The organism is Streptomyces sp. Je 1-369, from assembly GCF_026810505.1.
Lineage (GTDB): Bacteria > Actinomycetota > Actinomycetes > Streptomycetales > Streptomycetaceae > Streptomyces.
This window is the reverse complement of record NZ_CP101750.1, coordinates 6,008,932-6,022,671: the sequence shown is the minus strand read 5'-3', so window position 1 is coordinate 6,022,671 and position 13,740 is coordinate 6,008,932. Positions and strand designations below refer to the sequence as shown.

Genomic DNA, 13,740 nt, shown 5'->3' with positions numbered 1-13,740 from the left:
AGGGGCTTTTCGCAGTCAGTACTGAGGTGCTTCTACGCGGACAGGTGGCGCTCCACCGTCTCGACCTTCGACGTGAGGCCGTCCGTCACGCCAGGGCGGATGTCGGCCTTCATGACGACGGAGACGCGCGGAGAGCGGGCCTCGACCGCGGCGACGGCGCGCTTGACGACGTCCATCACCTCGTCCCACTCGCCCTCGATGGACGTGAACATGGCGTCGGTCCGGTTCGGCAGGCCGGACTCGCGGACCACGCGGACCGCGTCGGCGACGTACTCACCGACGTCCTCGCCGACCCCGAGCGGGGTCACGGAGAAGGCGACGATCATGCGTTCACTACGCCTTCCTTGCGGGCGCGCGACGCGATCACCGCGGCCTCGGCCTCGCGCTTCAGCTTGCGCTCGGCCATGAAGCCGCCGCCGGGGATGAACGAGAACGCGAAGTACAGGGCGCCGGTCCCGAGGTCCCACTTGGCACGGTTCCAGGCGTCGAGCCAGAAGACCACGTACAGGACGAAGAGCACGCCGTGGATCGGACCGAGCACCGGCGCCACGTTGAAGTCCTCGGAGACCGTGTACTTGATGATCGTGCAGACCAACAGCACGATCCACGAAATGCCCTCGGGCACGGAGACCAGGCGGAGGCGGCGGAGTGCGGAAGCGGTTTTGATGTCCACGGGTCACCTTCGGTGGGACGGACGACAGGCAGGGGGCGGTGCTCGGCGGCGTCGATCTTGTGAACGGACGCACAAGCGACCCCCATTGTGACATCGGGGTGTTCTCCGGGTTCGCTCAGGGCCCTTCACCCTGTTCTGGGTGGGTACGCGGCGGCTACCGTCGATTCGTGGCTACGTTCCGGCTCCAAGGGAGCAGAGTGCTCGCCGTCGACATGACGGGCGACGCCGTGAAGGCGAAGAACGGCTCGATGGTCGCGTATGACGGCCAGATGGCCTTCAAGAAGATGACCGGCGGTGGGGAGGGCATCCGGGGCATGGTGACCCGCCGCGTCACCGGCGAGCAGATGACGGTGATGGAGGTGAAGGGGCACGGCACCTGCTGGTTCGCCGACCGTGCCACCGAGATCAACCTCGTCCGGCTGACCGGCGAGAAGCTGTACGTGGAGGCGAGCAACCTGCTCTGCACCGACGCCGGCCTGCGCACCGGCACCAGCTTCACCGGTATGCGCGGCGCGACGCAGGGGAACGGCCTGTTCACGACGACCGTCGAGGGCACCGGCCAGGCGGCGATCGTCTCCGACGGGCCTGCGGTGGTCCTCCGCGTCTCCCAGCAGTACCCCCTGACGGTCGACCCGGGGGCGTACATCGCACACCAGGGCGACGTCCGTCAGAGCTTCCAGTCCGGTGTCACGTTCCGCACCTTCATGGGCGAGGGCGGCGGCGAGGCCTTCCAGATCCGCTTCGAGGGCGAAGGTCTTGTCTATGTCCAGCCGAGCGAGCGGGCGACGATCGCGGGGGATGTGTGACATGCCCTTCCGCGAGATCAACTCGAAGATGATCGAGGCCACGGTCCAGCCGGGCACCAAGATCTTCAGCCAGCGCGGCGCCATGCTGGCCTACAAGGGGGACGTCTCCTTCACCCCCAACATGCAGGGCGGCCAGGGCGGTCTCGCCTCCATGATCGGGCGCCGGGTCGCGGGCGAGGCCACGCCCCTGATGACCGTTGAAGGCAGCGGCACGGTCCTGTTCGGGCACGGCGGGCACCACATCCAGGTGATCGGCCTCTCCGGAGACACGTTGTACGTGGAGGCGGACCGCCTGCTCGCCTTCGACGGCACGCTCCAGCAGGGCACGATGTTCATGGGCTCCCAGGGCGGCGTGATGGGGATGGTGCGCGGCCAGGTGAGCGGCCAGGGCCTGTTCACCACGACCCTGAAGGGCCACGGCGCGGTCGCCGTCATGGCGCACGGCGGCGTCATCGAGGTGCCGATCACCCCGCAGCGCCCGGTCCACGTGGACCCGCAGGCGTATGTCGCGCACCACGGCGACGTGCGCAACAAGCTGTCCACGGCGCTCGGCTGGCGCGACATGGTGGGCCGCGGCTCCGGTGAGGCCTTCCAGCTGGAGCTGTCGGGGACCGGCGCGGTGTACGTCCAGGCTTCGGAGGAGAAGCTGTGAACCCCAACGTCCCCAACGTCTCGACGCCCGCGGGAGCCCCCGCCGTCTTCGACCCCATGACGCTGCCGAGCGACGACAGCGTGAACGCGTACACCTTCTGCGTGGAGCTCAAGGGGAACCAGTGGTTCCTGCAGAAGGGGAAGATGATCGCCTACTACGGACGGATCGAGTTCAACGGCATCGGGCACGGCCGCCTGGACCGCCTGGTCCGGACCAGTTTTCATTCGCCGCTGCACGCGAGCGACTGGGTCGTGGCGGACGGTCAGGGCAAGATGCTCCTTGCCGACCGGGCCTTCGACGTGAATTCGTACGACCTCGAAGAGGGCAACCTGACCATTCGCTCCGGCAACCTCCTCGCTTTTCAGCCAACTCTCGCGCTGAAGCAGTCGATCGTTCCGGGCTTTCTGACCCTCATCGGCACGGGCAAGTTCGTCGCCGCGTCGAACGGCCCGGTGGTGTTCATGGAGCCTCCGATTCGGGTGGATCCACAGGCGCTCGTGGGGTGGGCGGACTGCCCCTCACCCTGCCATCACTACGACCACGGCTACCTCACGGGCGTGATCGGAGGCGTGCGGGCACTGACCGGCATCGGCGGGACGTCCGGCGAGGAGCACCAGTTCGAGTTCGTGGGCGCCGGCACGGTCCTGCTCCAGTCCACCGAGGCGCTGATGCCCGAACGGGCATCGGGGGAGGTGCCCCATCAGGGGGGCGTTCCCGGCGGACGGGGCACTCCGGGCCAACCGGGTCAGCAGCCGGGTGCACCGCGCCTTCCCGGACAACTGGGGGACCTCCAGCGTCGCTTCGGGCTGTGAGCGGTAGTCTGCGGAGTGTGACGGCGAACGCCTGTGCCCCTCCGTGAGGCAGGTGGTGCGAGGCGTGTCACATCCCACCATTCGTTCACCTTTCAACTTCTTAGGTAGAATCGATTCCATGGAGACCGAGACGGCCCCGCAGTGGCTGACCGACGAGGAACAGTGCGCCTGGCGCACCCACGTGGAGGTCAACAGGATGCTGACATATCAGCTCGAAAAGGACCTTCAGCCGTTCAACCTGACCATGAACGACTACGACATTCTCGTGTACCTCTCCGAGTCGGAAGAGCTCCGGATGCGGATGAGCGACCTTGCCGCCGCCACCCTGCAGTCCAAGAGCCGCCTGTCCCACCAGATCACCCGCATGGAGAACGCGGGCCTGGTGCGCCGTGAGAACTGCGAGTCCGACCGGCGAGGTCTCTACACCGTCCTCACCGAGGAAGGCATGGAGACCATGCGGAAGGTGGCCCCGCACCATGTCGCCTCCGTGCGGCGGCACTTCGTGGACCTCATCTCCGACGAAGCCCTCGAAGACCTGCGCAAGGCTCTGACCCCGATCGCGGAACACCTGCGCTCCCAGCGCGGCAAACCCTGATCGACGCCACCACGGCCCGCCGCACCCCTCATTCCGCCGACGACTGAGGACCCGGCAGCCGCAGCTCGAACAGCGCACCCCCGGACGGCGCCTCCCGCACCACGAGCGTGCCGCCGTGCCGCACCGCCACGTCCCGCGCGATGGCGAGGCCCAGACCGGCCCCGCCCTCGTCGCGGGTCCGCGCGTCGTCGAGCCGTACGAACCGCTCGAAGATCCGCTCCCGCTCGCCCACCGGCACGCCACTGCCGTCATCGGCCACCTCCAGGACCGCCCAGGCCCCGTCGCTCCGGGTGGTGACCGTGACGCGGGAGCGTGCGTGCCGCTGCGCGTTGTTCAGGAGGTTGCCGAGCACCCGTGCCAGCTGGCCGCGGGAGCCCGCGACTTCGGCGCTCTTCAGCTCCGCGTGCACCTCGACGCGGTCCCGGGTGCGCTGCGACAGCTCCTCGCGCGCGAAGGCCGCCAGGTCGACCCGGCCCGCCCCCGGCTTCTCCCCCGCGTCCAGGCGGGCCAGGAGCAGCAGGTCGGCGGCGAGTTCCTGGAGCCGCACGGTGTCCTCGACGGCGCCGTCCACGTCCAGCAACTCCGGGTGCGCGGCGCCCACTTCGAGCTGTGTGCGCAGCGAGGCGATGGGGCTGCGCAGCTCGTGCGAGGCGTCCGCCACGAACCGGCGCTGGCGTTCCACCGAGGTCTGGAGTGCGGTGAGCGTCTCGTTGGTGGTGCGGGCGAGGCGGGCGATCTCGTCGTGCGTGTCCGGCTCGGGCACGCGGCGCGCGAGGTCCTCCGACGCGGTGATCGCGGACATCTCCGCGGTGATCGCGGCCACCGGGCGCAGGGCGCGCCGCGTCACCAGCCAGGTGACGCCGGCGACGACCGCGAGGAGCAGCGGGAATCCGATGAGCATCGACGTCAGCGCCGTGGACACGGCGCTCCGTTCGTCGGAGAGCGTGCCGCCCGCGTAGACGGTGAAGTCGCCCTTGGGCGAGCTGACCTCGACGGCGGCGAAGCGGTACTCGGCGCTCTCGCCGTCGACGGTGGCGGAGCCGTTGGTGTACTTCGACTCGTCGTCGATCTCCCCGTCCTCGCGCGCCTCAAGCTCCTCGCGGTCCCCGGCGTCGCCGCTGTCCTCCTTCGCGCCCGCTCCCCCACGGCCGGGCTTGACCTGGTCGACGCCCGTTCCGCTGATCTTCTCCAGGTCCTCGCTGGCCGCGACCAGCCTGCCGTCGCCGTCGACGACCTGGACGGGCTGGTTCTCGTCGTCCGGCAGGTCCAGGTCGCCGAACGACCGGACCGTGAGGAGCTGCGAGGCGACCTTGCGGGCGGCCGCATCGGCCCGGGAGCCCGCCTGGTCGGTGAGGTTCTCCCGCAGCGAGAGCAGCACGGCGGCGCCCGCGGCGACCAGGGCGAGGGCGACGACGAGGCTCGCGCCGAGCGTGGCCCTGGCCCGTACCGATCCGAACAGTCGGCTCATCCTGCTCATCGCGGGGCCTCCAGGCGGTATCCGGCGCCGCGCACGGTCTTGATGAGGGCCGCGCCGAGCTTGCGCCGCAGCGTGCTCACGTACACCTCGACGATGTTGGGGTCGCCCTCGTACGCGAAGTCCCAGACGTGGTCCAGGATGTCGCCCTTGGAGACGACCTCGCCGGTCCGCAGCACCAGCTGCTCGAGGACCGCGAACTCCTTCGCCGTGAGGGTGACTTCGTCCTCGCCGCGGAAGACGCGGCGCGCCGCCGTGTCGATCCTCAGCTCACCCAGGGTGTGGACCGGGGAGGGGCCCGCGTTGCCGCGGCGGCGCAGCAGCGCCTTCACGCGGGCGACCAGCACGACGTACGAGAAGGGCTTGGTGAGGTAGTCGTCCGCGCCGGTGTCGAGGCCCTCGGCCTCGTCGTACTCGCCGTCCTTGGCCGTGAGCATCAGGATCGGCACGTCGTGGCCTGCCGCGCGCAGTGTGGAGCAGACGCGGTAGCCGTTCATGCCGGGGAGCATGATGTCGAGGATCACCAGGTCGTACGTGCCCTCGCTCGCCCGGTGCAGTCCGTCGACGCCGTCGTGGACGACGTCGACGGCGAAGCCCTCGGCGGTCAGACCCTTGGCGAGCGACAGGGCGAGTCGCTTCTCGTCCTCCACGATCAACAGGCGCATGCGTTCAGGGTGGCAGAGCGAAGCTGAAGAGTTCTTCAGGCGGCTTCAGCGTGCGTTCAGGATCGCTCAGCCAGATTGGTCCATGTCGAAAGCGAACGGCAGCGGCCCCCGGGCCGCCGCCCACACCGCCCACTTCCTCGGGAGGACCCTCATGAAGCGCAACATCGTCATCGCCACCGTCGCCGCCGCGGCCCTGATCGGAGGCGGCACCGCCACCGCCTTCGCGACCGGCGGTGACGACGACAGCGCCGCGAGCAAGTCGAGCGTCCAGCTGAAGGACAACGACCGCAAGGACCAGGACGACCGGGACGACCGGGACAACAACGGCAAGGACGACGACCGCGACGACGCCGCCGAGAACACCGCCGAGGCGAAGGCCGCCAAGGTGACCGCCGCCGACGCCATCAAGGCGGCCCTCGCGGACACGTCCGGCACCGCGGTCTCCGCCGAGCTCGACGACGAGGACGGCGGCCTGGTCTGGGACGTCGACATCCTGAACGGCAAGACCTGGCACAGCGTCGAGGTCGACCCGGGCACGGGCAAGGTCCTCGGTTCCTGGGTCGACAAGGCCGATGACACCGACAAGGACGACGCCGCCGAGGACGCCGCCGACGCCGCCCGGATCAACTCCGCCCTGAAGGGCGCCTCCGTCAGCGCCGCGGACGCCGCGAAGGCCGGCGCCGACAAGGGCACGGTGACCTCCGTGGACCTCGACGACGACGGCACGGCGACCGCCTGGAACGTGGAGACGACCGGCCAGAAGGGCGCCGAGTCCGAGTACAACGTCGACCTGAAGACCGGCAAGGTCACGGCCGACCGGACGGACACCCACGACGACGACCACGACGGCCAGGACCACGACGACCACGACGGCCAGGACGACGACGGCTCCGACGACTGACGGTCAACTGACGGTCGTAGGAGAGCCCACTTCCGCCACAGGGGCGGCGTCACCGACGCCGCCCCTGTGGCATGTCTCAGCTCTCCGTCAGGCCCTCGACGAGTTCGTCCGCAGCCGTGTACGGGTCGAGCTCCCCCGCCACGATCCGCTCCGCGAGCGCGGAGAGCCGCAGGTCACCGTGGAGCGAGCCGATCCGCTCGCGCAGCGTCGTGACGGCGATCGTCTCGACCTCGCGGGAGGCGCGGGCGACCCGGCGCTCGCCGAGGACCCCGCGCTCCTCCATCCAGGCCCGGTGCTTCTCCAGCGCCTCGACGACCTCGTCGATGCCCTCGCCGCGCGCGGCGACCGTCTTGACGATGGGCGGGCGCCAGTCGCCGGGGCCGCGGGACTCGCCCAGGCCCAGCATGTGGTTCAGTTCGCGCGCGGTCGCGTCGGCGCCGTCGCGGTCCGCCTTGTTGACGACGTACACGTCGCCGATCTCCAGGATTCCGGCCTTCGCCGCCTGGATGCCGTCGCCCATGCCGGGCGCGAGGAGGACGACCGAGGTGTCCGCCTGGGAGGCGATCTCCACCTCGGACTGTCCGACGCCGACGGTCTCGACGAGGATCACGTCGCAGCCCGCGGCGTCCAGGACGCGGATGGCCTGCGGGGCGGCCCAGGCGAGGCCGCCGAGGTGGCCGCGCGTGGCCATCGAGCGGATGTAGACGCCGGGGTCGGACGCGTGGTCGGACATCCGCACGCGGTCGCCGAGGAGCGCGCCTCCGGAGAACGGCGACGACGGGTCGACGGCGAGCACGCCGACCCGCTTCCCGGCACGCCGGTAGGCGCTCACGAGCGCCGACGTCGATGTCGACTTGCCGACACCGGGGGAACCCGTGAGGCCGACCACGTACGCATGGCCGGCGAGCGGCGCCAGCGCCGCCATCACTTCGCGCAGCTGCGGTGACGCCCCCTCGACCAGTGAGATCAGCCGGGCCACGGCCCGCGGCCTGCCCTCGCGGGCCTGCGCCACCAGGGAGGGGACGTCCTGCATCACAGCTCCGTTCACTACGTCTGCGTAATACGTAATACGCATTACGTATTACGCACGAGAGGACAGTGGCCGACCGAGGGCTAGGCCTTGGCCACCTTGACGATCAGGGCGTCGCCCTGCCCGCCGCCACCGCACAGCGCGGCCGCGCCCACTCCGCCGCCCCGGCGCTTCAGCTCCAGGGCGAGGTGCAGCACGAGCCGTGCGCCGGACATCCCGATCGGGTGACCCAGCGCGATGGCTCCGCCGTTGACGTTCACCTTTTCCGAGGACACTCCGAGGTCCTTCATTGACTGCACGGCGACGGCGGCGAAGGCCTCGTTGATCTCGATCAGATCGAGATCCGCGACCGCCAGGCCCTCCTTCTTCAGGGCGTGCTGGATGGCGTTGGAGGGCTGCGACTGGAGCGAGCTGTCGGGGCCCGCCACGTTGCCGTGCGCGCCGATCTCGGCGATCCAGGCCAGGCCGAGCTCCTGCGCCTTGGCCTTGGACATCACCACGACGGCGGCAGCGCCGTCGCTGATCTGCGAGGACGTGCCCGCCGTGATCGTGCCGTCCTTGGCGAAGGCCGGGCGCAGCTTGCCGAGGGTCTCGACGGTGGTCTCGCCGCGGATGCCCTCGTCCTTGGCGAAGAGGACCGGGTCGCCCTTGCGCTGCGGGATCTCGACCGGGGTGATCTCGGCCTCGAACAGGCCGTTCTTCTGGGCGGCGGCGGCCCGCTGGTGCGAGAGCGCGGCCACCTCGTCCTGCTCCGGGCGGCCGATGCCCAGGTGGGTGTTGTGCTTCTCCGTGGACTCGCCCATCGCGACGCCGTCGAAGGAGTCGGTCAGGCCGTCGTGCGCCATGGAGTCGATCATTTCGATCGCGCCGTACTTGTGGCCCTCACGGGACTTGGGGAGCAGGTGCGGGGCGTTGGTCATGGACTCCTGACCGCCGGCCACCACGATGTCGAACTCGCCGGCGCGGATGAGCTGGTCGGCGAGTGCGATGGAGTCGAGGCCCGAGAGACAGACCTTGTTGACGGTCAGCGCGGGGACGTTCATGGGGATGCCCGCCTTGACGGCGGCCTGGCGTGCCGGGATCTGCCCTGCCCCGGCCGTCAGAACCTGGCCCATGATCACGTACTGGACCTGGTCGCCTCCGATGCCCGCGCGCTCCAGCGCGGCCTTGATCGCGAAGCCCCCCAGGTCCGCACCCGAGAAGGACTTCAGGGAGCCGAGGAGGCGGCCCATGGGCGTGCGTGCGCCCGAGACGATCACTGAGGTGGTGCCGGTCGTTCCTGCCATGTGCGACGACCCCTTGGGAGGAGAGGAGTTAACGAGGGTTTATCTGAATGTACTGAGCAGTACCCCTGCCGTCACCGGGCGGCGACTGTGATCGCGCGCACGTTGCGTAATCACTGCATCAAGCGCTGCACTTGAAGCATGCTGACGCGAATCGATCACATCGGGATCGCCTGTTTCGACCTCGACAAGACCGTCGAGTTCTACCGCGCGACGTACGGATTCGAGGTGACCCACTCCGAGGTCAACGAAGAGCAGGGCGTGCGCGAGGCCATGCTGAAAATCAATGACACAGGTGACGGAGGCGCTTCCTACCTGCAGCTTCTGGAACCGACCCGCGACGACTCCGCGGTCGGCAAGTGGCTGGCCAAGAACGGCGAGGGCGTGCACCACATCGCCTTCGGCACCGCGGACGTCGACGGCGACGCGGCGGCCATCAAGGACAAGGGCGTACGCGTCCTCTACGAAGAGCCCCGCATCGGCTCCATGGGGTCGCGCATCACCTTCCTGCACCCGAAGGACTGTCACGGAGTCCTGACGGAACTTGTCACTTCGGCACCCTCCGAGTCACTGGAGCACTGACCTCCGTATATCTGGCCCGGTAAGGTAGGGGCGGCCGTCCGAAGTCGGGGCGGCCACATGCCGGGGTCCGGGTTTCGGGGGACGAGCGTCGGGGCAGCAGCCCATGCTCCGCTGTTGATCTGACACCATTCCCCCGGGGGCCTCGTTCGGCTGATGGACGAGGCTCGTTGGAGAGACGTGCGACCAGGGTTGGGGTATCCCCTGCTCGAAGAGCCTGGGGAAGGATGGGACCGCGCAGTGCGGGGCTACGAACGCCAAGAGAACTCGCGGGCTGAGACCGACAGTCTGTCGCGGTTCGAGGCCGAGATGGACCGGCTGAAGACCGAGCGGGAGAAGGCCGTCCAGCACGCCGAGGACCTCGGCTACCAGGTCGAGGTGTTGCGCGCCAAGCTGCACGAGGCGCGCCGCAACCTCGCGTCCCGCCCTGCCTACGACAGCGCGGACATCGGGTATCAGGCCGAGCAGTTGCTCCGCAATGCCCAGATCCAGGCCGAACAGCTGCGCGCCGACGCCGAGCGCGAGCTGCGCGACGCCAGGGCACAGACCCAGCGCATCCTCCAGGAGCACGCCGAGCAGCAGGCCAGGCTCCAGTCCGAGCTGCACACCGAGGCCGTGACGCGGCGCCAGCAGCTCGACCAGGAGCTGAACGAGCGCCGGCAGACCGTCGAGTCGCACGTCAACGAGAACGTGGCGTGGGCCGAACAGCTCAGGGCCCGCACCGAACAGCAGGCGCGCCGCCTCCTCGACGAGTCGCGTGCCGAGGCCGACCAGGCCCTCGCCGCCGCCCGCGCGGAGGCCGCCCGCGTCGCCGAGGAGGCCCGCCAGCGCCTCGCCGGTGACGCCGAGGCCGCCCGCGCCGAGGCCGAAGCCATCCTGCGCCGCGCCCGAACGGACGCCGAGCGCCTCCTGAACGCCGCGTCGACGCAGGCCCAGGAGGCCACCGACCACGCCGAGCAGCTGCGTTCCACCACGGCGACCGAGTCCGAACAGGCGCGCCGCCAGGCCGCCGAGGCGAGCCGGGCCGCCGAGCAGCGCATGGCCGAGGCGGAGACGGCGCTGCGCGAGGCGCGCGCCGAGGCCGAGAAGGTGCTCGCCGAGGCCAAGGACACCGCGACCAAGCAGCTCCAGGCCGCCGAGGGTGCCAACGAACAGCGCACGCGCACCGCGAAGGAGCAGGTCGCCCGCCTGGTCGGCGAGGCCACCAAGGAGGCCGAGACCGCCAGGTCCGAGGCCGAGCAGCTGGTCGCCGACGCCCGCGCGGAGGCCGAGAAGCTGATCGCGGACGCCGCCGAGAAGGCGCGCACGATCACCGCCGAGGAGACCGCGGGCCAGCTCGCGAAGGCCGCGCGGACCGCCGAGGAGGTCCTCGACAAGGCCTCCAAGGACGCCAAGGAGACCACGAAGGCCGCCACCGAGCAGGCCGAGCGGATCCGCTCCGAGGCGGAGACCGAGGCGGACCGGCTGCGCGCGGAGGCACACGACATCGCCGAGGAGCTCAAGGGCGCGGCGAAGGACGACACCAAGGAGTACCGCGCCAAGACCGTCGAGCTGCAGGAGGAGGCGCGCAGGCTGCGCGGCGAGGCCGAGCAGCTGCGGGCCGACGCGGCCGCCGAGGGCGACCGCATCCGCAGTGAGGCGCGGCGCGAGGCGGTCCAGCAGATCGAGGAGGCGGCCGAGTCCGCCGAGGAGCTCCTGGCCAAGGCGAAGGCCGACGCCGACGAGCTGCGTACGGCCGCGACCACCGAGAGCGAGCGGGTCCGCGCCGAGGCCGTCGAGCGCGCCACGACGCTGCGCACGCAGGCCGAGGAGACGCTGGAGCGCACCCGCGCGGAGGCCGAGCGGCACCGCGAGGAGGCCGCCGAGCAGGCCGAGGCCACGAAGTCGGAGGCCGAGGACGCCGCGCGGGCGCTGCGCGAGGAGACCGAGCAGGCCATAGCGGCCCGCCGGGCCGAGGCCGCCGAAGAGCTGACGCGGCTGCACACGGAGGCCGAGGACCGTCTGTCCGCCGCCGAGCAGGCGCTGACCGACGCCCGCGCGGAGGCCGAGCGCATCCGCAAGGAGACCGCGGACGAGACGGACCGGCTCCGTACGGAGTCCGCCGAGCGGATCCGCACCCTCCAGGCGCAGGCCGAGACGGAGGCGGAGCGGCTGCGCACGGAGGCCGCCGCCGACGCCTCACAGGCCCGCGCTGAGGGCGAGAACATCGCCGTACGCCTGCGTTCGGAGGCCGCCGCGGAGGCCGAGCGGCTCAAGACCGAGGCGCAGGAGTCCGCGGACCGGGTGCGTGCGGAGGCCGCCGCCGCCGCCGAGCGCGTCGGCACGGAGGCCGCCGAGGAGCTGGCCGCCGCCCAGGAGGAGGCGGCGCGCCGCCGCCGCGAGGCCGAGGAGACGCTGGGCTCCGCCCGCGCGGAGGCCGACCAGGAGCGCGAGCGGGCCCGCGAGCAGAGCGAGGAGCTCCTCGCCTCCGCCCGCAAGCGCGTCGAGGAGGCGCAGGCCGAGGCGATCCGCCTGGTCGAGGAGGCCGACCGCCGCGCGACCGAGATGGTCTCGGCCGCCGAGCAGCACGCCCAGTCCGTACGGGACTCCGTCGCCGGCCTGCACGAGGCGGCGCAGGAAGAGGTCGCGGGCCTGCGTTCGGCCGCCGAGCACGCCGCCGAGCGTACGAGGACGGAGGCGCAGGAGGAGGCCGACCGCGTCCGCTCCGACGCGTACGCGGAGCGGGAGCGCGCCACCGAGGACGCCAACCGCACCCGGCGCGAGGCGTCGGAGGCGTCGGAGGCCGCGAAGGCCCTTGCCGAGCGCACGGTTTCGGATGCCATCGCGGAGGCCGAGCGGATGCGTTCGGACGCCTCGGAGCACGCCCAGCGGGTGCGCACGGAGGCGTCGGACACCATCGCGCAGGCCGAGCAGGACGCGTCCCGCACGCGCGCCGACGCCCGCGAGGACGCCAACCGCATCCGCAACGACGCCGCGAGCCAGGCCGACACGCTGATCGGCGAGGCCCGCAGCGAGGCCGAGAAGCTGCAGACCGACACGGTCGCGGAGGCCGAGCGGGTCCGCACGGAGGCGCTGGAGCAGGCGGAGCGGCTGCGTGCCGAGTCCACCGCGGAGGCCGAGCGCCTCAAGGCCGAGACGACGACCGAGGCGGAGCGGGTCCGCGCGGAGTCGGTGGCGAAGGCCGAGAAGCTCATCTCGGACGCGTCGGGCGACGCGGAGCGGCTGCGCGCCGAGGCCTCGGAGACGGTCAACTCCGCGCAGCAGCACTCCGAGCGGATCCGCGGCGAGTCCGAGCGGGTCAAGGCGGAGGCGGCGGCCGAGGCCGAGCGGCTCACGTCCGAGGCGCGCGAGGAGGCGGAGCGGACCCTCGACGAGGCCCGCCAGGCCGCCAACAAGCGCCGTCAGGAAGCGGCCGAGCAGGTCGACACGCTCATCACGGAGGCCGCCGCGGAGGCGGAGAAGCTGACCGCGGACGCGCAGGAGAAGGCGCTGAAGGCGACGACGGACGCCGAGGCGCAGGCCGACACGATGGTGGGCGCGGCCCGCAAGGAGGCCGACCGGCTCGTCGCCGCGGCGACGGTCGAGGGCAACTCGCTGGTGGAGAAGGCCCGTACGGACGCGGACGAGCTGCTCATCGGTGCGCGCGGCGACGCGACCGCTATAAGGGAGCGCTCGGAGGAGCAGCGCGACCGTCTGACGGCGGAGATCGAAGAGCTGCACGAGCGTGCCCGCCGTGAGTCCGCTGAGGCGATGAAGTCGGCGGGCGAGCGCTGCGACGCGCTGGTCAAGGCGGCGGAGGCGCAGCTGGCCGAGGCCGAGGCGAAGGCCAAGGAGCTCGTCTCCGACGCCAACTCCGAGGCGAGCAAGGTCCGTATCTCCGCCGTGAAGAAGGCGGAGGGTCTCCTGAAGGAGGCCGAGGCGAAGAAGAGCGAGCTGACGCGCGAGGCCGAGCGCATCAAGGCGGAGGCGGAGGCCGAGGCGACGCGCATGGTCGAGGAGGGCAGGCAGGAACTCGAGGTGCTTGTCCGCCGCCGGGCCGACATCAATGCGGAGATCTCCCGTGTCCAGGACGTGCTGGAGGCGTTGGAGTCTTTCGAGGCCCCCACGGGCGGTGCGAAGTCCGGGTCCGGCAGCGGTTCGGGCGCCGGTGGCGTCAAGGCCGGAGCCGCGGCGGGGTCTACACGTTCGAGTGGGAAGCAGTCTGAGGGGTAGCCAAGGAGCATCGCCCGTGCTCTGAAAGGACCTTTGGCCCTGTACCTGGCAAGCGCTC

At 71.0% G+C, this 13,740-nt stretch carries 13 protein-coding genes; 7 read left to right on the top strand and 6 right to left on the bottom strand.

What is annotated here, in order from left to right:
* Positions 1-32: 32 nt before the first annotated feature.
* Together NOO62_RS27485 and NOO62_RS27480 are read right to left on the bottom strand one after the other, a co-directional pair.
* Positions 33-326: an MTH1187 family thiamine-binding protein gene (locus NOO62_RS27485; protein ID WP_268773505.1), complete on the bottom strand. Its 294-nt coding sequence runs from the start codon at positions 324-326 to the stop codon at positions 33-35.
* On the bottom strand, positions 323-673 hold the full coding sequence (locus NOO62_RS27480; protein ID WP_150216147.1) for a DUF3817 domain-containing protein: 351 nt from the start codon (positions 671-673) through the stop codon (positions 323-325). Before NOO62_RS27480 ends, NOO62_RS27485 begins: the two co-directional genes overlap by 4 nt.
* A gap of 167 nt (positions 674-840) precedes the next feature.
* On the opposite strand from NOO62_RS27480, the gene NOO62_RS27475 reads away from it, so the two are divergent.
* From NOO62_RS27475 to NOO62_RS27460, 4 genes are all read left to right on the top strand, one after another.
* Positions 841-1,479, top strand: a complete 639-nt coding sequence (locus NOO62_RS27475; RefSeq protein WP_268773504.1) for an AIM24 family protein — start codon at positions 841-843, stop codon at positions 1,477-1,479.
* Between the two features lies 1 nt (position 1,480).
* Positions 1,481-2,131: an AIM24 family protein gene (locus tag NOO62_RS27470; protein WP_268773503.1), complete on the top strand. Its 651-nt coding sequence runs from the start codon at positions 1,481-1,483 to the stop codon at positions 2,129-2,131.
* Positions 2,132-2,187: 56 nt separating this feature from the next.
* Entirely contained in the window at positions 2,188-2,943 is a 756-nt protein-coding gene (locus NOO62_RS27465) for an AIM24 family protein (RefSeq protein WP_268775804.1), read from the top strand.
* 118 nt (positions 2,944-3,061) lie between these two features.
* Positions 3,062-3,538, top strand: coding sequence for a MarR family winged helix-turn-helix transcriptional regulator (locus tag NOO62_RS27460; protein ID WP_150172322.1), 477 nt, complete (start codon positions 3,062-3,064; stop codon positions 3,536-3,538).
* A 28-nt stretch (positions 3,539-3,566) separates the two neighbouring features.
* On the opposite strand, the gene NOO62_RS27455 is transcribed toward NOO62_RS27460, so the two are convergent.
* Both NOO62_RS27455 and NOO62_RS27450 read right to left on the bottom strand, forming a co-directional pair.
* Positions 3,567-5,006 carry a sensor histidine kinase gene (locus NOO62_RS27455; RefSeq protein ID WP_268775803.1) on the bottom strand — a complete coding sequence of 480 codons (1,440 nt, stop codon included), beginning with the start codon at positions 5,004-5,006 and terminating at the stop codon, positions 3,567-3,569.
* A 5-nt stretch (positions 5,007-5,011) separates the two neighbouring features.
* Positions 5,012-5,677 carry a response regulator transcription factor gene (locus tag NOO62_RS27450; RefSeq protein ID WP_268773502.1) on the bottom strand — a complete coding sequence of 222 codons (666 nt, stop codon included), beginning with the start codon at positions 5,675-5,677 and terminating at the stop codon, positions 5,012-5,014.
* Between the two features lie 151 nt (positions 5,678-5,828).
* Here NOO62_RS27450 and NOO62_RS27445 point away from each other — a divergent pair, with 151 nt between their 5' ends.
* Complete coding sequence (locus NOO62_RS27445) at positions 5,829-6,578, top strand: PepSY domain-containing protein (RefSeq protein WP_268775802.1); 750 nt, start codon at positions 5,829-5,831, stop codon at positions 6,576-6,578.
* Between the two features lie 76 nt (positions 6,579-6,654).
* Here NOO62_RS27445 and meaB read toward each other — a convergent pair whose 3' ends face one another.
* Together meaB and NOO62_RS27435 are read right to left on the bottom strand one after the other, a co-directional pair.
* Positions 6,655-7,611, bottom strand: a complete 957-nt coding sequence (meaB, locus tag NOO62_RS27440) for a methylmalonyl Co-A mutase-associated GTPase MeaB (protein WP_268775801.1) — start codon at positions 7,609-7,611, stop codon at positions 6,655-6,657.
* An 80-nt stretch (positions 7,612-7,691) separates the two neighbouring features.
* Positions 7,692-8,894 carry an acetyl-CoA C-acetyltransferase gene (locus NOO62_RS27435; protein ID WP_268773501.1) on the bottom strand — a complete coding sequence of 401 codons (1,203 nt, stop codon included), beginning with the start codon at positions 8,892-8,894 and terminating at the stop codon, positions 7,692-7,694.
* 138 nt (positions 8,895-9,032) lie between these two features.
* Here NOO62_RS27435 and mce point away from each other — a divergent pair, with 138 nt between their 5' ends.
* Positions 9,033-9,473: a methylmalonyl-CoA epimerase gene (gene mce, locus NOO62_RS27430; RefSeq protein ID WP_150216156.1), complete on the top strand. Its 441-nt coding sequence runs from the start codon at positions 9,033-9,035 to the stop codon at positions 9,471-9,473.
* 237 nt (positions 9,474-9,710) lie between these two features.
* Positions 9,711-13,682 carry a polarized growth protein Scy gene (gene scy, locus NOO62_RS27425; protein ID WP_268773500.1) on the top strand — a complete coding sequence of 1,324 codons (3,972 nt, stop codon included), beginning with the start codon at positions 9,711-9,713 and terminating at the stop codon, positions 13,680-13,682.
* The last annotated feature ends 58 nt before the right edge of the window (positions 13,683-13,740 follow it).